The following is a 17,068-nucleotide window of genomic DNA, read 5'->3' on the forward strand; positions in this document are numbered from 1 at the left end:
CTTTATAGGTCAGTGAAAGGGGGGGAATCCCCTTGTTCCAGGCTGTAGATGCCCATTGTGACACCTTGTTAAAAGTCCTTGATGAGGGTTTCTCCTTTTCCGACGATGGTGCTGCCGCCGTTAACGCTCGTTCGTTGCGACGGGGAGGTGTGGTGCTCCAGTTTTTTGCCGCCTATATCGGCGAAGCCTATAAACCTTATGGCAGCCTTCGGCGTGCACTGGAGTTGATTGAAGCATACCATCGAATGGTCGATGGGCATCGCCGGTTCCTCTTTCCGATTCGCTGGAAGGAGGAACTGGCTGAAGTGGAAAAGCGCTGTGGCGCCCTGCTGGCGATAGAGGGGGGGGAGGCCCTTGTCGGCTCGCTGTCCCTATTGGACATATTCTTTCGACTCGGCGTCCGCTCCATCGGTTTGACCTGGAACCAGCGCAACCTCCTTGCTGACGGTAGTTGGGAGGAAAGGAGCAGGGGCGGTTTGACCCGTTTCGGACGCCAGGTGGTCGAACGAATGGAGACACTCGGCATGGTTGTCGACGCGGCCCATATCGCGCCAGCCGGCTTTTGGGATCTCTGCGCCATCTGCCGCCGACCTTGGCTCGTCTCCCATACCTGTTGCCGCAGCCTGCAGGATCATCCCCGCAACATCGATAACCGCCAGATCGCGGCGTTGGCAAAAAGGCGTGGCGTCATGGGGATCACCTTCTACCCAGAGTTTCTCGGCGAATCACGAGGGGACATGGAGGGTGTGGCAGACCACATCGAGCAGGCGTGCCAGGTGGGTGGCGGTGTTGAACACGTCGGTATCGGCAGTGACTTTGACGGCGCCGACCGCTCCGCTCGCGGCTTGACAGAGGCCGGATGCCTGCCGCGCCTGTGGGAGGCATTGGGGCGAAGGGGCTTCTCAGACGACCAGATCCGCGCTGTCGCCGGCGGCAACCTGATGCGGCTGCTCGCCCAATCCCTGCCGGAGCGACCCTGTGAAATACCGGAATGATTTAAAAAAGTGGTAAGTATAGAAAGAATTCGTGTATGGGTAACGGAGGCGGAAGCAAAGAATAGGGTCAAAGAACAGGACAAGGGGGAGGCCGCATGGAGCGTCGAGACCTCCATTGTGAAACTTGCTTGTATGCTGATCGTGCCGGGGATTGTCTTCCCTGCAATGAATGCACCGACGGAAGCGAATACGAGTCGTCGATAGAAAAGGAAATAGACTGAAGAGAAAGTAAGGAAACCTTGAAACATCCCCCGTGATAGGACTAGAATGAGAGTTGACAATATGTGAATACGGGGGAGATACATAGCATGTTTGGATGGAAACCGGCTCGCCGGATGGCTAGCCTATCGTCTGCCATGTTTTCGCGCATGGATGCGCTGCGGCAAGAGGTAGAGGCTAGCGGCGTTGACGTCATCAATCTCGGTATCGGCAGCCCTGATCGCCCCCCGGCTCCCCATGTCCGGCAAACCCTCATGGATGCGCTGGTCCGTGACGACGCTTATGGGTATGCCTTGACAGACGGGCTGATCGAGTTTAAGAGCGCCGTTGCTGATTGGTATCAGGAACGGTTCGGCGTGGCCCTTGATCCGAAGACAGAGGTCCTTTCCCTGATGGGCTCTCAGGACGGGCTCGGCCATCTTGGCCTTGCGTTGCTCGACCCTGGTGATGTCGCCCTTATTCCTGATCCGGGATACCCGATCTATAGGGCGGGCGTTCTTCTCGCCGAAGGCTTCCCCTATCCGCTTCCGTTGGAACGGGAGCGGGACTATCTGCCCGATCTGGATGCTGTGCCAGAAGATATCCTCCGCCGGGCCAAACTGATGATCCTGAATTACCCGAGCAATCCTGTGGCCGCGACGGCGGAGTTGAACTTTTTTACCGGTGTCGTTGATTTCGCTCGCCGCAACAACATCATCGTCCTCCACGACATCGCCTATTCGGAACTTGCCTATGATGGCTACCGTCCGGTGAGCTTTCTCCAGGCGCCGGGGGCCAAGGAAGTGGGCATTGAGTTTCACTCCCTTTCTAAGTCTTATAACCTGGCCGGGTGTCGTTTGGGAATGGCCGTCGGCAATCGGGAGGTCCTGGCCCTTTTGGCCAATCTGAAGTCCAATATTGACTATGGCGTCTTCAAGGCGGTCCAGTGGGCGGCAGTGGCGGCCTTGCGGGGACCTCAGGCGATCGTTGAGGAAAACGCCAGGGCCTACCAGCGCCGGCGCGATGTCCTCGTCGACGGTTTGAACCGCATCGGCTGGCAGATGGATAAGCCAAAGGCCTCCATGTTCGTCTGGGCGCCTGTGCCTAAGGGCTTTACCTCCTCCTTCGCCTTTGCCGAGGAGCTCTTGCGTGAGACGGGTGTGCTCGTCGTCCCGGGCAACGCCTTCGGGGAGCGCGGCGAGGGATATGTGCGCATCGCCCTGGTTGTTCCTGAAGGGCGATTGGAAGAGGCTGTTGAACGGATTGCCAGGTGGTATCGTTTCGGCGATTGAACAAAGTCTATCCTTTGCCAACGATCGAAATCTCCCTTTTGGGATAGCTCGCCTATCTTTGACATAAAATGGTGATAAGACTCAGGCAGGAGGGCGGGACCCATGGGAGAAGGAAATCGCGAATCGCTGGAAGCGCTGAAGGACGAAGTGGATTACCTGCGCTCACGGCTGAATCAGTTGAGACTCAGTCGCCGTGTGTTGATGGCTTTGCTGGAGACGGTGGACAGTGAACGGCGGCATGCGATTGCGCGCCTCGAGGCGGAAAACCGCCGCCTGCGGCGATCTCGGCGAAAGGATGTCGATAAGCTGTCCCTGATCCGCAGTGAAGACAGAAAAGTTCTCTGGATTTGCAGGAATGATTCAAAAGACGGCGAATGATTTTATGTATCACATTACGCATATTCGGGGCAGGCGTCACCTATGACGCAGGGAAGTCGGTGCGAATCCGACGCGGTGCCGCCACTGTGATGGGGAGGGCGCTTCTAAAGCCACCGGGAAATCGGGAAGGCGAAGCGTTCCGATGAGCTTGAGCCAGGAGACCTGACTGCCCCTACCGATAGAACCCGCGCGCTACGGGGGAGGTGACCGGACCGGGGAATGGTCTTTTGATTCCCCAGGTTTGCTTTTGCGTCAAATCCCACCCCTTGCTGAGGGAGTGGGATTTCTTATATGCGGGGAGAGTGGGAAGAACTGCGAAAAGGCTATACGACGGGATCCTGCGCTGCTGCTGCTGCCAAGGCGGCGACAGCTTTCCTCTATGGAACACTTGGAGCACTTGCCGAGACATCGCATGAGGCAACAGGGATTTCCGCTGCTTCCATGTTGCAAGAATCACTGCCGGTGAATATCCCGCTTCCCTACGGAGGACGGCTGCTCGTCAAGGCGGAACGCATCGACACGCACGAGCCCTCTGTCGATAATGATGGGGCAGTTACCTGTCAGGTGATCAAGGATGGTGGCGATGACCCCGATGCGACCCACGGCATGGCGATCCGTGTGACCGCCCTGCCTGCGCCGCTAGGGATCCACATCGACGGTGGGCTGGGTGTAGGGCGGGTGACCAAGCCCGGCTTGGCCGTGCCGGTGGGGGAAGCGGCCATCAATCCGGTACCGCGCGCCATGATCACAGCTGCCGTCAAGGAAGCGCTGCCGCTCGGCAAGGGGGTTCGCCTCATCGTCTGGGCGCCGGAAGGAGAGCAGATCGGACCTTCGACATTGAACCCTCACCTGGGCGTCGGCGGCGGCATCTCCATTCTTGGAACAACAGGCATCGTCAACCCCATGTCGGAAGAGGCATTCAAATACAGCCTCGAGCCGCAGATCGACATCGCGCTGGCTGCAGGACACCGGACCCTTCTGCTGACACCGGGCCACATGGGCCGGCGGGGGTTGGAGCAGCGGGGAGCGCCCGCTGACGCCATCGTGCTGACGAGCAACTTCATCGGCCATATGCTGGACGCATGCGCCAAAAAAGGTGTCCAGGAGATCCTGCTCTGGGGCCATGTGGGAAAGTTGGTCAAAGTCGCCGGAGGCATTTTTCACACCCACAGCAAGGTTGCCGACGGGCGCAAAGAGATCATTGCCGCCCACGCAGCTGTCTGCGGCTTGCCATTGGAACTCGTCCAGGCCGTGCTGGAGGCCAATACAGCGGAAGCGGCGGTGGAACTGCTGCATCAAGCTGGCCGCCGTGACTTGTTCGACCGTCTGGCTGAGGTGGCCGCCGAAAAAGCATCCCAACGTTTTCGTGGAACTGTTTCGGTTATATTTACAGATTTGAAGGGAGAACCGCTCGGGTGGAGTCGCCATGCAACACTTCCGGGATTAGACCGGGATTTCCGGTCACTGTCATCGGCATCGGTCCTGGTACAGAAGAATATTTGACACCGGCGGCGCTGCGGGCGGTGGAGGCGGCCGATCTTCTCATCGGGGGGCCTCGCGCACTGGCGCTTTTTGCCCGTTACAACAAGCCGGGACGGATCATCGACCGTCATCTCGATGACCTTATCGACTATATTGCCGCCGAACGGCTATCGCGGCGTCTCGCCGTTCTCGTCTCCGGGGACCCTGGCTATTTCAGCCTGTTGCCCCGTCTGATCCGTTCTTTCGGCGCCGAACCGATCGAGGTCATTCCCGGTTTGAGTTCCTTGCAGATGGCCTTTGCCCGCCTCAAGCTCCCTTGGCAGGAGGCTGCCTGGAAGAGCATGCATGGCCGCCCTATGGGGGATGCCCTCGATGCCCTCCGCCATCCGGGGTGGGTAGCTTTTCTGACCGATCCCGACCACTCGCCGGAAGCGGTGGCTGCCTACCTGGATGCACAGGGGGAGGGGAAACGGCGCGCCTATGTGACGCGCAACCTTGGTTACGACGATGAGTCGGTCGAAGCAGGCACTGTACACGCATTTGCGCTTGTGAAAACAGGCGCATATCGACCGTCGCTGCTGATCGTCGAGGGGGGCTTTGACGTTAAATCGGACGGCAGAGAGCAGGCCGGATCGAACATCCAGAGAGAGACGATTCCGGGAGTTCAGCCTGCGAAGGATTCGCTGTTTATGACAAATGTCGGCTTGCCGGATGATGCTTTCATCCGCGGCCAGGTCCCCATGACCAAGTCGGATATCCGGGCGCTCACCCTGGTCCGGGCGCAGGTCAGCCCGGGGGACATCGTCTGGGACATTGGCGCCGGCACCGGTTCGATCAGCGTCGAGGCGGCCCATTTGTCAAGGGGCGGTCGAGTCTTCGCCGTGGAACGCGGCCAGGCTGGCTGCGATCTGATCGAGGCCAACGCGCGGAAGCTGGGCGTAGACAACCTTGTTCCGGTACGGGGTGAAGCGCCGGAAGCGCTCGTCCACTTGCCGGAGCCGGATGCGGTGATCATCGGCGGTTCCGGCGGAAAACTTCCAGAGATCTTGCAGAGCGCCTGGTCGCGATTGAAGGCGGGCGGCCGACTGGTCCTCAATGCCGTCACTGTTGAGACGGTGGCCGCTGCTACCCAATGGCTGCGGGAACGGGGAATCTCTTTTCAGGCCAGTCAGATCCAGGTGAACCGGCTGGAGCCTGCCGGAACAGTTCACCTGTGGAGAAGCCAAAATCCCGTTGTCATCATCTGGACCCGAAAGGAGAGTAGCTGAATGCTGGGACGTTTGTACGGCATCGGTGTCGGGCCCGGTGATCCAGCGTTATTGACGCGGCGAGCCGTCGCCCTTTTGGAGACGACGCCGGTGATCTTCATGCCCCGTGGCAAAGGGGGCGGCGAGGGTGTGGCCCTGACCATCATTCGCGATATCCTGCCTGAATCGACAGAGATTGTGCCGCTACACCTGCCCATGACCCAGGATGATCGCCTTCTGCGGGAAGCTTGGGAGGAAGCGGCGCGGCAGATTTACGACAGATTGGCCGCAGGGAAGAATGCTGCTTTCGTCACCATCGGCGACTGCCTGCTCTTTTCCACCTATGGATACCTGTTAAAGGCGCTCCGAAAAATCGCCCCTCACCTGTCTGTTGAGAGTGTGCCCGGTGTGACCTCTTTTTCGGCCAGCGCATCGCGGCTTAATATCCCCCTCGCCGAGGGCGAGGAACCGCTGCTCATCGTCCCGGCACTGCGCGACCCGGAGGAGCTGCGTCCGCTGCTGCGGCAGTTTCCCAACCTGGTCCTGATGAAGGTGGCTTCCCGTTTTGACGAGATCTACCGGGTGCTGCAAGAGGAGGGACGGGCCGAGTCGGCCGCCTTTGTGGCGCGCTGCGGGACGCCGGAGGAACGGATCGTCTGTGACCTCGCTTCTCTGGTCGGACAAAAGCTCGATTATCTCAGCCTGTTGATTGTTAAACCAAGGGGGGTGTCGATTTGATCAGTTTTATCGGAGCAGGACCGGGTGATCCTGATCTGCTCACCGTTAAAGGGCAAAAGCGCCTCGCAGAAGCCGATGTGGTCATCTACGCCGGATCGCTTGTCAACCCGGCCGTCCTCCGCGTCTGTCGGCCGGAAGCGGAGATCTACAACAGCGCATCGATGACCTTGGAGGCGGTGCTGGCCGTCATGGAGCGCGCGGTGGGAGAGGGTAAAAAAGTTGCCCGATTGCATACGGGCGATCCCAGCATCTACGGCGCCATCCGCGAACAGATGGACGCCCTCGACGAAAGGAACATCCCCTATGAGGTCATTCCCGGCGTCAGTTCTTTCCTGGCTGCTGCGGCCAGTCTGCGCAAGGAGTTTACACTCCCTGACGTCTCCCAAACGGTGATCATCACTCGACTGGCCGGACGGACACCGGTGCCGGAAAAGGAATCCCTGGCCGGCCTGGCGCAGCATAAAGCGTCACTGTGCATTTTCCTCAGCACCCACCGGCTGGATCAGGTGACAGCCGAGTTGATCGCCGGCGGCTATCCGGCGGACACGCCGGCGGCTGTCGTCTACAAAGCCTCCTGGCCTGATGAAAAGACTGTCCGGGGAACTTTGCGCGACATTGCCGGCAAGGTGGCAGAGGCCGGGATCTCCCGCACAGCTATGATCATGGTAGGCCAGTTTCTCGAAGGCCCTTACCAACGTTCCCTCCTCTATCATCCTGCCTTTGCTCACGGATACCGGGAGGCTGAACGGGGGAACGGGGAGTGAACGTACTGGCGCTGACGCCGGGTGGGAGCGCCCTGGCTCGGCGCATCGGCAATGTTTTTCCGGAAGCGCGGTTGTGGCTGCCTGTTGGTGGGGATGAGGGTATTGATGCTGGAGCCGGTGATACGGACGCACATGGGGCCGGTATAATAGATGCGACGACGACCAACGACACTGCTGAAGCAACAGTCTTGCGCTGGCGCCCCCCTTTGCGGAACACCTTCGGACTGATTTTCTCAGCGGGTAAGCCGATTCTCTTTATCGGCGCCCTCGGTATCCTCGTTCGCCTGCTGGCGCCGCGGATCGCCGACAAGCGCACCGATCCCCCGGTGATCGCCCTTGACGAAGGCGGACGTTTTGTCATCAGCGTACTGGCCGGTCACTGGGGCGGCGCCAACGAACTGGCCAAAGAGGTGAGCCGGCGCATCGGGGCCGTCCCTGTGATCACGACAGCCACCGATGTGGCCGGGCTGCCGGCCGTCGATACCTTTGCTCGCCGCTGGGGCGCCCGCATCGAACCATGGGCGGCCGTAAAAAAAATTGCTTCAGCCCAACTGCGGGGGGATGCGATCAAGTGGCTGGCCGACGAACGGTTCTTGCCTGTTTTGAAGAAACTGGAACCAGCCTTCCCGTGGCATCCATCGCAGAAACCTACAAGGGAGCCCCTGTGGAAACAGCCGGCATCGGGAATGTCCCCTTCGGGGGATCAAATCTCCGGTGCGTTGACCTCGGACGAAGCCAGCTTGTGTGAACTGAACCAGAAGACGAAGACCCAGCGGGTGCTGTTCTCATCGCGTTGGGTGGAACCGCCAGTCGACCTCCGTCTCTTCCCCCGCTGTCTCATCGCCGGGATCGGCTGCCGCCGGGGTGTGTCGCTGGAACAGGTGCATGTTGCCTTTCGAGAAGCCTGCCAGATCGTCGATATCCATCCACGATGCCTGACCGCTATTGCCAGCGCTTGGGTGAAAGCTGAAGAACCGGCTCTCATCGCCCTGGCGAAAACCTATGATGTTCCCTTCCGCACCTTTTCCGCCGATGAAATTCAAGCCTGCTGCGCCAGCCACCGGGAGATCGGCGGATCCCTTTTTGTGGCTGATGCGATTGGAGTGAAAGCTGTATGCGAACCGACTGCGCTGTTGACACATCCTCAAGCGAGGCTCCTGTTGAAGAAACGGGCTGCCGGTCCGGTGACCGTGGCCCTGGCCGAGGTTCCCTGGCCGTCATCGGATTGGGACCAGGCAACCGGGATCAGATGACGGGGCGGGCGTTGCAGGCCATTGCCCAAGCCGATGTGATCGTCGGCTACAGCACCTATGTGAGGTTGATCGAAGACCTGATCGAGGGGAAAGATGTGCAAGCCTCCGGCATGCGCAAGGAGATCGACCGAGCTCTTTTGGCCGTCGATCTGGCACTGGAAGGAAAAGCGGTTGCCGTTGTGTCGAGCGGCGACCCCGGTGTCTACGGTATGGCCGGCCTAGTCCTGGAAGCGATGCAGCAGCGAGAGGCCCAAGGGAAGATCTTCGTAGAGGTGATCCCCGGTGTCACGTCCGCTACGGCCGCCGCCGCCGTCTTGGGCGCGCCGCTGATGCATGACTTCGCCGTCATCTCCCTCAGCGACTTGCTCACCCCTTGGGATCTGATCCGGCGGCGCATCGAGAACGCCGCTGCTGGTGACTTCATCATCGCTCTCTATAACCCGAAGAGCACCAAGCGCATCCACCAGATCGAAGCGGTGCGGGAACTGCTGCTCCAGCACCGTCCGCCTTCCACGCCGGTGGGCATCGTCCGTAACGCTCGGCGTGAAGGCGAGGAGCGGCGATTGACCACACTAGGCGAGTTTTTGGAACACCCCATCGACATGTTTACCATTCTGGTCATTGGCAACTCGCAGACCTATGTCCGTGACGGCTGGATGATCACGCCGCGGGGGTACCGCTGGTGATCTGGGTTGTCGCCGGAACGCGGGATGCCCGCCAGTTGGTCGACGAGATATGGCGAGCCGGACTACCGGTCATTGCCAGTGTCGTCAGCGAATACGGCGCCCAACTCCTCCAGGAAGCTTTTTCTGGGAAAGTGCCTGTCCGTCAAGGTGCCATGGAACTTTCGGCGATGCGCGCCTTTGTCCGGGAAAAAGGGATCATTGCGGTGATCGACGCCACCCATCCCTTTGCCCGCGCAGTGTCGGAAAATCTGCTGCAACTGGCTGCAAGAGAGGGTGTCGCCTATCTTCGGTATGAGCGACCTTCTGTAGATACGACAGATTTCCTAAACTTGATTGTTGTCAGAAATTGGGAAGAGGTATTGGGTGCGCTGGGAGAGGCTGGGGAGGGGGAGACGGTCTTTCTCGCCACCGGAAGCCGGGCGCTGCCGCAGGTCATTCCGCCGCTGCTGCAAAAAAAGCTCCGCCCCATCGCACGCATCCTGCCTGATCTGGATTCGCTGCGGCTGTGCCTCGATCTGGGCCTCCAAGCCGATCAGATCATCGCGATGCAGGGCCCTTTCAGTGAAGAAATGAACCGGGCCATGTTCGCGCAAACAAAGGCGCGCTGGTTGGTCACCAAGGAGAGCGGCGCTGTCGGCGGCGCCGCCGCCAAGCTCCGCGCCGCCGCCGAAATGGGACTGAAGACGATCCTGCTCTGTCGGCCCGATTTGCCTTATCCCTGTATAACGACTGACTTTGAACAAGCAGTCGCCTGGGCCGAAGAGAGGCTGCAATAGTCGGATAAGGAGCGTCTTTTCCTGAATCAGAACATGAAATCGGACTATGAAACCGGAACAGAAACCGGAACAAATGAAGTCGAAGCAAGCGGTCTGTAAGGGCCGCCGGATAAGGAAAAGGAGAGGTAATCATGAAAACGGGCGTTTTGATGATCGCCCATGGCAGCCGCCTCCAGGAGGCCAACAACCATGCTGTCGCCATCGGCCGCATGGTTCAGGAGAAGTATGGGGTGGAGCCCCTCGTCGTCTCTTTTATGGAACTGGCCAAGCCGAGCATGGCCGAAGGGCTTGCCCAACTGGTGGCGGCCGGCGTCAATGATGTCAAGGTGATCCCGCTCTTTTTATACAATGGCGTTCATATTCAAAAGGATATCCCGGAAGAGCTGGAGGAACTGCAAAAGAGCTATCCGAACATTCAGATCACTGTAGGACGGCCGCTCGGCGCTGATGAACGCATCGCCCAGCTGATTTTCGAGCGCATCCAGGAGGTCAGTTGATGGACTACATCACCGATCCCCGCGCTATTGAGACAAAAAGCATGGAGATCATCGACGGGCTGATCGGTCCGCTGCCTGTATCGGCAGAGGAGCGCAAGGTGATCAAGCGCGTCGTCCATACGACAGGGGACCCCGACTTTGCTAAGCTGGTCCGCTGGAGCCACGGCGCCGTTCCTATCGGCATCGCCGCCTTGGCCCGGGGGGCGTCGGTCTTCACGGATGTGAACATGGTTCGCGTGGGCGTCAACAGCCGTCTCCTCACTATCAAGGGGGGCAACGTTGTCTGCGCGATCAGCGAGCCCCGCGTTGTTGCCGAGGCGGAACGGACCGGCAAGACGCGGGCGATGACCGCCTTCGACCTGCTTGCCCCAGAGATGAACGGCGCTGTCATCGCTATCGGCAATGCGCCCACCGCGCTCTTTCACCTGCTCTCGTTGGTGGAAGCAGGCCGCTGCCGCCCGGCTTTGGTCGTCGGCACACCGGTCGGCTTCGTCGGCGCCGCCGAATCGAAAGAGGCCTTAACCCAGGCTGACGTTCCCTACATCACGGTGACGGGAAACAAGGGCGGCAGCAATATCGCCGCCGCTATCGTCAATGCCATGTTGTTGCAGATGCCCTAGCGACTGATGCGATGTCGACGGATACCAACCGGAGGCTAACAGCGGTTGTCGGCCTTCTGCAGCAACGTCAATAATTCGCTGATCTCTGGATGCTCCGGTTCCGTTCCCTTACGTTCACCTCGGCAATCGCCATGGTGGCGCTGGATCAGTTCCACCAGCGCTGGTGTCCAGCGGCGACGCGCCGCTTCTTGCGCGCCAAGGGACGCGTGCTGGGCAAGAACGGAAAGCGGCTTGCCCAGCAGGGGCCAGCCGTGGAAGGCTTGACTTTTCACAGGCCAAGATCCGAGAAGAACATAGAGGACGCGGTGAACCAAGCCGATGCTGGCGTTGCGTTTGCCCATGTCATGCAGCAGGGCGGCTTTGATCAGCAACTGCTGCCCCTCCGGCGATAGTTCGCCAGATTCCCTGTGACAGAGATGAGCCACATCGAGGGCGTGACGCCGGTCGGCAGGGGCCATTTCCAGGAAGACCGCCCGTTCTTCTGGAGCGAGGAAAGCGTCGGCCCAAACCAGTTCCTCCTCCGAAAAGTGCGGTTGCCAGGCTTGCAGGACTTGTCGGCAACGGTATCGGATTCTGGAAAAAAGCGCTGTCTTCATGCAATCAGTATATCACGAAGAGGCGTTGATGAAGATGTACATTCAGTCTGGAGAATTGGTGCTCGTTACCGGCGGCGCCCGGAGTGGAAAAAGCGCCTGGGCGGAACAACTGGCTGCCGAAGCGGCCGGTACAAAGCCGGAGCAGGTGGTCTATGTGGCCACGGCTGGCGTTTTTGATGAGGAGATGCGTCGCCGCGTCGATACACACCGGCAGCGCCGTCCCGCCGCTTGGCAGACCGTCGAAGAGCCGCTCGATTTGTTGCGGGTGATCGATGAATGGGATGAGGAAGGACGGGTGATCCTGATCGATTGCCTGACCCTGTGGACGACCAACCTGCTGCTGCCGCAATACCGGGAAGAAGAATGGAACAACCAAAAAGAACAGACCCTCGTCGACATGGCCCGGCACACGGCCAAGCGGGCCAGCGCCTCCCGGGCGACGGTGATCGCCGTCGGCAACGAGGTCGGATGGGGGATCGTCCCGCCTGATCCGCTCAGCCGCGCCTTTCGCGACGCCGCTGGCCGGGTGCAACAAGCCTTTGCTACCGAAGCTCATCGGGTCTATCTGGCTGTCGCCGGCTGCCCGCTGCAGGTCAAAGGACCCGCCTAAAGAGCACTCATTCAAAGGCAGCATCGCCGAAAAGGCGCTCAGTCAAAGGCAGACTGCTGACGAGTTTTATCGTGACAGCAAGTGCCCGTTTTAGGGAGGGGAGCGGAGCAACCTATGGCCAAAGCCATTATGATGCAAGGAACCAGTTCCAACGTCGGCAAGAGCGTGCTGGCAGCGGCCCTTTGTCGCATCTTTTACCGCGACGGGCATAAGGTGGTGCCCTTTAAGTCTCAGAACATGGCCCTCAACTCCTATGTCACCAGCGACGGCGGTGAGATGGGGCGCGCCCAGGTTGTCCAGGCGGAAGCGGCGGGGATCGAACCGCAGGTGGAGATGAACCCGATCCTGCTGAAGCCGACGGGACAGGCGTCATCTCAGGTGATCGTCCTAGGCCGCCCCATCGGCAACATCAGTGCCCGCGAGTACCACCTGGAATATGCCACGTCCGCCCTCGACACGATTCAGGCCTGTCTCGACAAGTTCAACAACGAATATGACATCATCGTCATTGAAGGCGCCGGTTCACCTGCCGAGGTCAACTTAAAAGCCCGCGATATCGCCAACATGCGGGTAGCCAAAATGGCTGACGCGCCGGTCCTCCTCGTAGCCGACATCGACCGCGGCGGCGCCTTGGCCTCCATCGTCGGCACCCTGGCGCTCCTCGATCCGGACGAGCGGGAACGGGTGAAAGGGATCATCATCAACAAGTTTCGCGGCGACATCTCACTCCTCCAGCCGGCCATCGACTTTTTGGAGGATTACACCAAGATCCCTGTGCTCGGCGTCGTCCCTTACTTCCGGGGTTTGAACATCCAGGAAGAGGACTCGGTGGCCCTGGAAAAAGCAGAACGACAGGTCCCCTCGGGCGAAAGGCTGGACATTGCCGTCATCCGCCTGCCTCGCATTTCCAACTTCACCGATCTAGACGCGCTGGAGGCGGAAGGCGTAGCTCGGGTCCGCTATGTGGAGGAGGCCGGCGAGCTGGGCAAGCCCGATCTGGTCATCATCCCTGGGACAAAAAATACGATCGAAGACATGTGCTGGCTTCGCCGGAAGGGGATCGACAGGGAGATACAGGTGCTGGCCAAAAACGGCGTTCCCCTCTGGGGGATCTGCGGCGGCTATCAGATGCTCGGCCGGGAGATCGCCGATCCGGCGGGGGTGGAGAGCACGCTGCCTTCCATCTCCGGACTGGGCTTGCTCGATATGGTGACGACGATGGAGGCGGAAAAGGTGACCCGCCTGGTCACGGCCACCCTCTGCGGTCCGGGGCCTTTCTTGTCGCCCTTGCAGGGGTTGACCGTCCAGGGTTACGAAATCCACATGGGCCAGAGCAATCCTGTCGGCGATCAGCCCTCTTTCTGCCGGATTCGGCAGCGCGGCGACGAAACGGTAGATGTCGCCGACGGCCTCGTCGGCGGTGACGGCCTGGTCATCGGCTCCTATCTGCATGGCATCTTTGATAACGAGCCGCTCCGCCATCACCTGTTGAACACGCTGCGCCGAAAAAAAGGCCTTCCGGAGATCGATTTTGCCGGTATCCCGTCCATTCGGGAGCGGCGCGAGCAGGACTATGACCGCCTGGGCGAGATTGTCCGCCAGAGCCTGCGCATGGATCTGCTCTACGAGATTGTAGGGCTTCCGGGACCTGCTCGTGGAAGCGGATCGGCTCCTGTGAACGGGTCTTCCGTTTCCTATGAGCCTGTTGTCGCTCAGGGATCTGCCGGTTCACCGGGAACTACCGGGATACAGGGGCCTACTGATCCACAGGTCGGGTGATTCTCACATGAACGTAATCGCGCCCTTATCGGTGAAGGAACTGTCGATCTTTCTCGATTGCGGACTCTCCATCGGCGCCGTCACCTTGCTCTTGGCGCTCCTCTATGACAGCTTGGTGGGCGACCCGAGATGGCTTCCCCATCCGGTCATCGGCATCGGCAAAGTGATCACCTTTTTGGAAAAAAAACTCTACCCGGCCTCCGATGGGGGCAGTGCTTTAGCAAATTTCTTAAAGGGAATGGTCCTGTCGGTTATTACCGTAGCCAGCACCTTCTCCGTCGCCGCCCTTGTCATGTTGGCGCTCCATCTAGCCGGTTTTAGCACAGCTGTGGATAACGTCCTGACCTGGCCGGCCCTCCTGGGGAAACTGGCTGCCGCCACCCTGCTCGGGATCGCCTTTGCCGGACGTTGCCTGGCTGAGGCTGCTCTGGAGATCAAGGGACTCTTAGAGCAGGGAGACCTAGTGGAGGCGCGGCGGAAGCTCTCCTGGATCGTGGGGCGAGACACGGTGAACCTCGGCGAAAGCGAAATCGTCCGGGCGACCGTCGAAACGGTGGCGGAAAACACCGTCGACGGCATCACCAGTCCCCTCTTTTATGCCTTGCTGCTTGGCATCCCTGGCGCTTATGCTTATAAGGCGATCAACACTCTCGATTCCATGATCGGCTACCGGAACGAGCGCTATCTCTGGTTCGGCCGCTTCGCCGCCCGCCTTGATGACGCGGCCAATTACATCCCCGCCCGGCTGACCGGCCTCTCCATGGTCCTGGCAGCGACGATGATGGGCTTTCCCTTTAAACGCATGATCGCCGCCTGGCGGGAAGATGCCCGCCGCCATCCCAGCCCGAACAGCGGCATCCCCGAGTCGATCATGGCCGGCGCTCTTGGGGTGCAGTTGGGCGGTCTCAATTACTACCAGGGACAGCCCTCCCATCGCGCCACTATGGGCCGGCCTCTCGTCCCCCTGGAGGCCCGCCACATCGGTCAGGCGGTGCAGGTGATGGCACTGACGACTGCGATTTTTGCCTTCGCCGGTTCGGCAATTCTCATCGGATTAGGAAAGTGGTTGTGATGATCCCTTCTGTCGTAATCGCCGGCACCCACAGCGGCGCAGGAAAAACCACCGTCACCATGGGCCTTCTGGCGGCATTGCGGCGGCGGGGTTTGACGGTGCAGAGTTTCAAGGCGGGGCCCGACTACATCGATCCCACCTTCCATCGCCTGATCACGGGACGGATCTGTTCCAACCTGGACACGTGGATGATGGAGGCGGGCACGATCAAGCGCCTGTTCCGGCGGGCTGTCGAAGGGGCGCAGGTCGCCTTGATTGAGGGGGTCATGGGCCTCTTTGACGGCGCCGCCGGAGAACTGCCGGGTGGCGCCGGGAGCACAGCCGCCTTGGCCGCCCTGTTGCAGACTCCCATCGTTCTGGTAGTGGACGCCCGTTCCGCCGCCCAGAGCATCGCCGCCGTCGTTTACGGCTTTCGCCACCTAAACCCGGCGCTGCCGGTGGCCGGTGTGATTTTCAACCGGGTTGGATCAGTGCGCCACGGCCGGATGGTTCGCCAGGCGGTGGAGCAGACCTGCCGGATCCCGGTCCTGGGCTGTCTCCCTCGCGATGCCGTCCGGCCCATGCCGGAACGTCACCTGGGGCTCGTATCGGCTGTGGAAAGGAGGGCATCCCTGGAAGCCTACTGGCAGAGGCTGGCCGATGTGATCGAAGAACACCTGGATGTCGATTTTCTGTTAGAGCAGATGACGGTCTATGCCGCTAAAAACTCGCCACGGGAAGGTGAACCTACGGGGAACGAGAAAAATGCGGCAGGTAAGCTCAAAAGCTCAGCGGCTCGCGTCGCTATCGCCCGTGACGAGGCTTTCCATTTTTACTATGAAGACGCGTTGCGCGATCTGGCCGAGCGCGGCATCGAGTGGGTTCCCTTCCGGCCGGTGGCAGGCGAACCGATCCCGGCGGGGATTGATGGGATCTACCTGGGCGGGGGATATCCGGAACTCTACCTGGAGCAATTGGCGGCCAACAGCGCTTTCTTGCAGGAACTGGCCTACCTGCACCGGAACGATATGCCCATCTATGCCGAGTGCGGCGGCTTCATGACCCTTTGCCGGTCGATCCGCGACAGCAACGGTCGCGAATACCCGTTGGCTGCCCTCGTGCCGGCGACCTGTGTGATGGGCGAGAAACGGCGCGCCCTTGGCTATGTGACCGCCGAAATCGCAGGAGACAGCCTGCTCGGTCCCCGGGGCGACCGGTTGCGCGGCCACGAGTTTCACTACTCTGATATCTCCTTTGTGCCGGGAGTTGCACCGAGTCCTGCCTTTATCCTCACCAAGACGAGCACGGCCGGGGAAAACCCGGAGAGCCGCCCAGACGGCTACAGCCGGGGCAGCTTGACCGCTTCGTATTTTCATTTTCACTTTTCCGCCTTTTCGGCGGCGATGGACCATTTTGTCGATCGGCTGTCCAGCGGCCGTCTTAGCGCCGCTGCGCCAACTACAAGGCCTGCGGCCAGCCGGCAGGGTCGCTTCGTCCTACAGGGGGGGAGCGGACCATGACGCCGGGGCTGATCCAGGTCTATACGGGCGATGGCAAAGGGAAGACAACAGCCGCCTTCGGGCTCTGCCTGCGCGCAGCCGGCCACGGTAAGCGTTGCGAGATCATCCAGTTTCAAAAGGGCAGCGCCTATATGGGGGAACTGTACGCGATCCAGCGCGTGCCGGAGATCACCATCACCCAGTTCGGCTGGGGCTGTCCCCGGTCGGCGCTGATCCGTTCGGGCATAGCCCACTGTGTCAACTGCGGCGACTGTTTCCGTCGCAACCGGGCGCCGGACAATCCCTTGCCGCGACTCGGCCTCGCCTACGCTGGCGAGGTGCTGCGGGAAGGTCGTGCCGAACTGGTTGTCCTCGACGAGGTAAGCTACATCATGAAGCGGGGCTATGTGACCGTCGATGAGGTGCTGTCCCTGTTGAACCGTCGCCGAGAGGGGACGGAAGTGGTCCTAACGGGACGACGCATGCCGCCGGAGATCATCGAACAGGCCCACTTGGTCACTGAACTGGTTCCGCAAAAACACCCCCTCGCTGACGGGGTGAGCCCTTCTCGTCGGGGAATTGAATACTGAACTTGATGAACGATGAA

The 17,068-nt window shown here is 60.4% G+C and carries 18 protein-coding genes and 1 riboswitch; of the genes, 17 read left to right on the forward strand and 1 reads right to left on the reverse strand.

The window, feature by feature from the left end; translation table 11 throughout:
• Nucleotides 1–32 precede the first annotated feature (32 nt).
• The 12 genes from HM1_RS10905 (at nt 33) to HM1_RS10960 (ending at nt 10,926) form a co-directional block, all read left to right on the forward strand.
• Complete coding sequence (locus HM1_RS10905; RefSeq protein ID WP_012283430.1) at nt 33–995, forward strand: dipeptidase; 963 nt, start codon at nt 33–35, stop codon at nt 993–995.
• A gap of 308 nt (nt 996–1,303) precedes the next feature.
• Nucleotides 1,304–2,485 carry an LL-diaminopimelate aminotransferase gene (locus HM1_RS10910; protein WP_012283431.1) on the forward strand — a complete coding sequence of 394 codons (1,182 nt, stop codon included), beginning with the start codon at nt 1,304–1,306 and terminating at the stop codon, nt 2,483–2,485.
• 102 nt (nt 2,486–2,587) lie between these two features.
• Entirely contained in the window at nt 2,588–2,863 is a 276-nt protein-coding gene (locus HM1_RS10915; protein ID WP_012283432.1) for a hypothetical protein, read from the forward strand.
• A 13-nt stretch (nt 2,864–2,876) separates the two neighbouring features.
• A riboswitch (cobalamin riboswitch) is annotated at nt 2,877–3,048 on the forward strand.
• A gap of 106 nt (nt 3,049–3,154) precedes the next feature.
• Nucleotides 3,155–4,366, forward strand: a complete 1,212-nt coding sequence (cbiD, locus tag HM1_RS10920) for a cobalt-precorrin-5B (C(1))-methyltransferase CbiD (protein WP_012283433.1) — start codon at nt 3,155–3,157, stop codon at nt 4,364–4,366.
• Nucleotides 4,279–5,613, forward strand: coding sequence for a bifunctional cobalt-precorrin-7 (C(5))-methyltransferase/cobalt-precorrin-6B (C(15))-methyltransferase (locus HM1_RS10925; RefSeq protein WP_012283434.1), 1,335 nt, complete (start codon nt 4,279–4,281; stop codon nt 5,611–5,613). Before cbiD ends, HM1_RS10925 begins: the two co-directional genes overlap by 88 nt.
• Nucleotides 5,614–6,330: a precorrin-2 C(20)-methyltransferase gene (gene cobI / locus HM1_RS10930; RefSeq protein ID WP_012283435.1), complete on the forward strand. Its 717-nt coding sequence runs from the start codon at nt 5,614–5,616 to the stop codon at nt 6,328–6,330.
• Nucleotides 6,327–7,094, forward strand: coding sequence for a precorrin-4 C(11)-methyltransferase (gene cobM / locus HM1_RS10935; RefSeq protein ID WP_012283436.1), 768 nt, complete (start codon nt 6,327–6,329; stop codon nt 7,092–7,094). The genes cobI and cobM overlap by 4 nt, the downstream gene beginning before the upstream one ends.
• Nucleotides 7,091–8,347: a cobalt-precorrin 5A hydrolase gene (locus tag HM1_RS10940; RefSeq protein ID WP_012283437.1), complete on the forward strand. Its 1,257-nt coding sequence runs from the start codon at nt 7,091–7,093 to the stop codon at nt 8,345–8,347. The genes cobM and HM1_RS10940 overlap by 4 nt, the downstream gene beginning before the upstream one ends.
• Nucleotides 8,344–9,033: a precorrin-3B C(17)-methyltransferase gene (gene cobJ / locus HM1_RS10945; RefSeq protein WP_041313798.1), complete on the forward strand. Its 690-nt coding sequence runs from the start codon at nt 8,344–8,346 to the stop codon at nt 9,031–9,033. Before HM1_RS10940 ends, cobJ begins: the two co-directional genes overlap by 4 nt.
• Complete coding sequence (gene cobK / locus HM1_RS10950) at nt 9,030–9,809, forward strand: precorrin-6A reductase (RefSeq protein ID WP_012283439.1); 780 nt, start codon at nt 9,030–9,032, stop codon at nt 9,807–9,809. Before cobJ ends, cobK begins: the two co-directional genes overlap by 4 nt.
• A 131-nt stretch (nt 9,810–9,940) precedes the next feature.
• A complete protein-coding gene (locus HM1_RS10955; protein ID WP_012283440.1) occupies nt 9,941–10,306 on the forward strand; it encodes a sirohydrochlorin chelatase in 366 nt (121 codons plus the stop codon).
• Nucleotides 10,306–10,926 carry a precorrin-8X methylmutase gene (locus HM1_RS10960; protein WP_012283441.1) on the forward strand — a complete coding sequence of 207 codons (621 nt, stop codon included), beginning with the start codon at nt 10,306–10,308 and terminating at the stop codon, nt 10,924–10,926. The genes HM1_RS10955 and HM1_RS10960 overlap by 1 nt, the downstream gene beginning before the upstream one ends.
• A gap of 35 nt (nt 10,927–10,961) precedes the next feature.
• Here the strand turns inward: HM1_RS10960 and HM1_RS14720 are convergent, their stop codons facing one another.
• Nucleotides 10,962–11,522: an HD domain-containing protein gene (locus HM1_RS14720; RefSeq protein ID WP_012283442.1), complete on the reverse strand. Its 561-nt coding sequence runs from the start codon at nt 11,520–11,522 to the stop codon at nt 10,962–10,964.
• Between the two features lie 28 nt (nt 11,523–11,550).
• On the opposite strand from HM1_RS14720, the gene cobU reads away from it, so the two are divergent.
• The 5 genes from cobU to HM1_RS10990 all read left to right on the forward strand — a co-directional run bounded on the left by cobU (nt 11,551) and on the right by HM1_RS10990 (nt 17,051).
• Entirely contained in the window at nt 11,551–12,132 is a 582-nt protein-coding gene (gene cobU, locus HM1_RS10970; RefSeq protein ID WP_236995016.1) for a bifunctional adenosylcobinamide kinase/adenosylcobinamide-phosphate guanylyltransferase, read from the forward strand.
• 114 nt (nt 12,133–12,246) lie between these two features.
• Nucleotides 12,247–13,911, forward strand: coding sequence for a cobyric acid synthase (locus HM1_RS10975; RefSeq protein WP_012283444.1), 1,665 nt, complete (start codon nt 12,247–12,249; stop codon nt 13,909–13,911).
• Nucleotides 13,912–13,918: 7 nt separating this feature from the next.
• Nucleotides 13,919–14,983, forward strand: a complete 1,065-nt coding sequence (cbiB, locus tag HM1_RS10980) for an adenosylcobinamide-phosphate synthase CbiB (protein ID WP_049754128.1) — start codon at nt 13,919–13,921, stop codon at nt 14,981–14,983.
• Nucleotides 14,983–16,482 (forward strand): cobyrinate a,c-diamide synthase, encoded by a 1,500-nt coding sequence (locus HM1_RS10985; protein ID WP_012283446.1) that lies wholly within the window; start codon nt 14,983–14,985, stop codon nt 16,480–16,482. The genes cbiB and HM1_RS10985 overlap by 1 nt, the downstream gene beginning before the upstream one ends.
• The gene (locus tag HM1_RS10990; protein ID WP_012283447.1) at nt 16,479–17,051 is read left to right on the forward strand and encodes a cob(I)yrinic acid a,c-diamide adenosyltransferase; all 573 of its coding nucleotides are present in this window, start codon (nt 16,479–16,481) and stop codon (nt 17,049–17,051) included. Before HM1_RS10985 ends, HM1_RS10990 begins: the two co-directional genes overlap by 4 nt.
• Nucleotides 17,052–17,068: the final 17 nt, after the last annotated feature.

It is taken from the genome of Heliomicrobium modesticaldum Ice1, assembly GCF_000019165.1.
In the GTDB taxonomy this organism is placed as follows: Bacteria; Bacillota; Desulfitobacteriia; order Heliobacteriales; family Heliobacteriaceae; genus Heliomicrobium; species Heliomicrobium modesticaldum.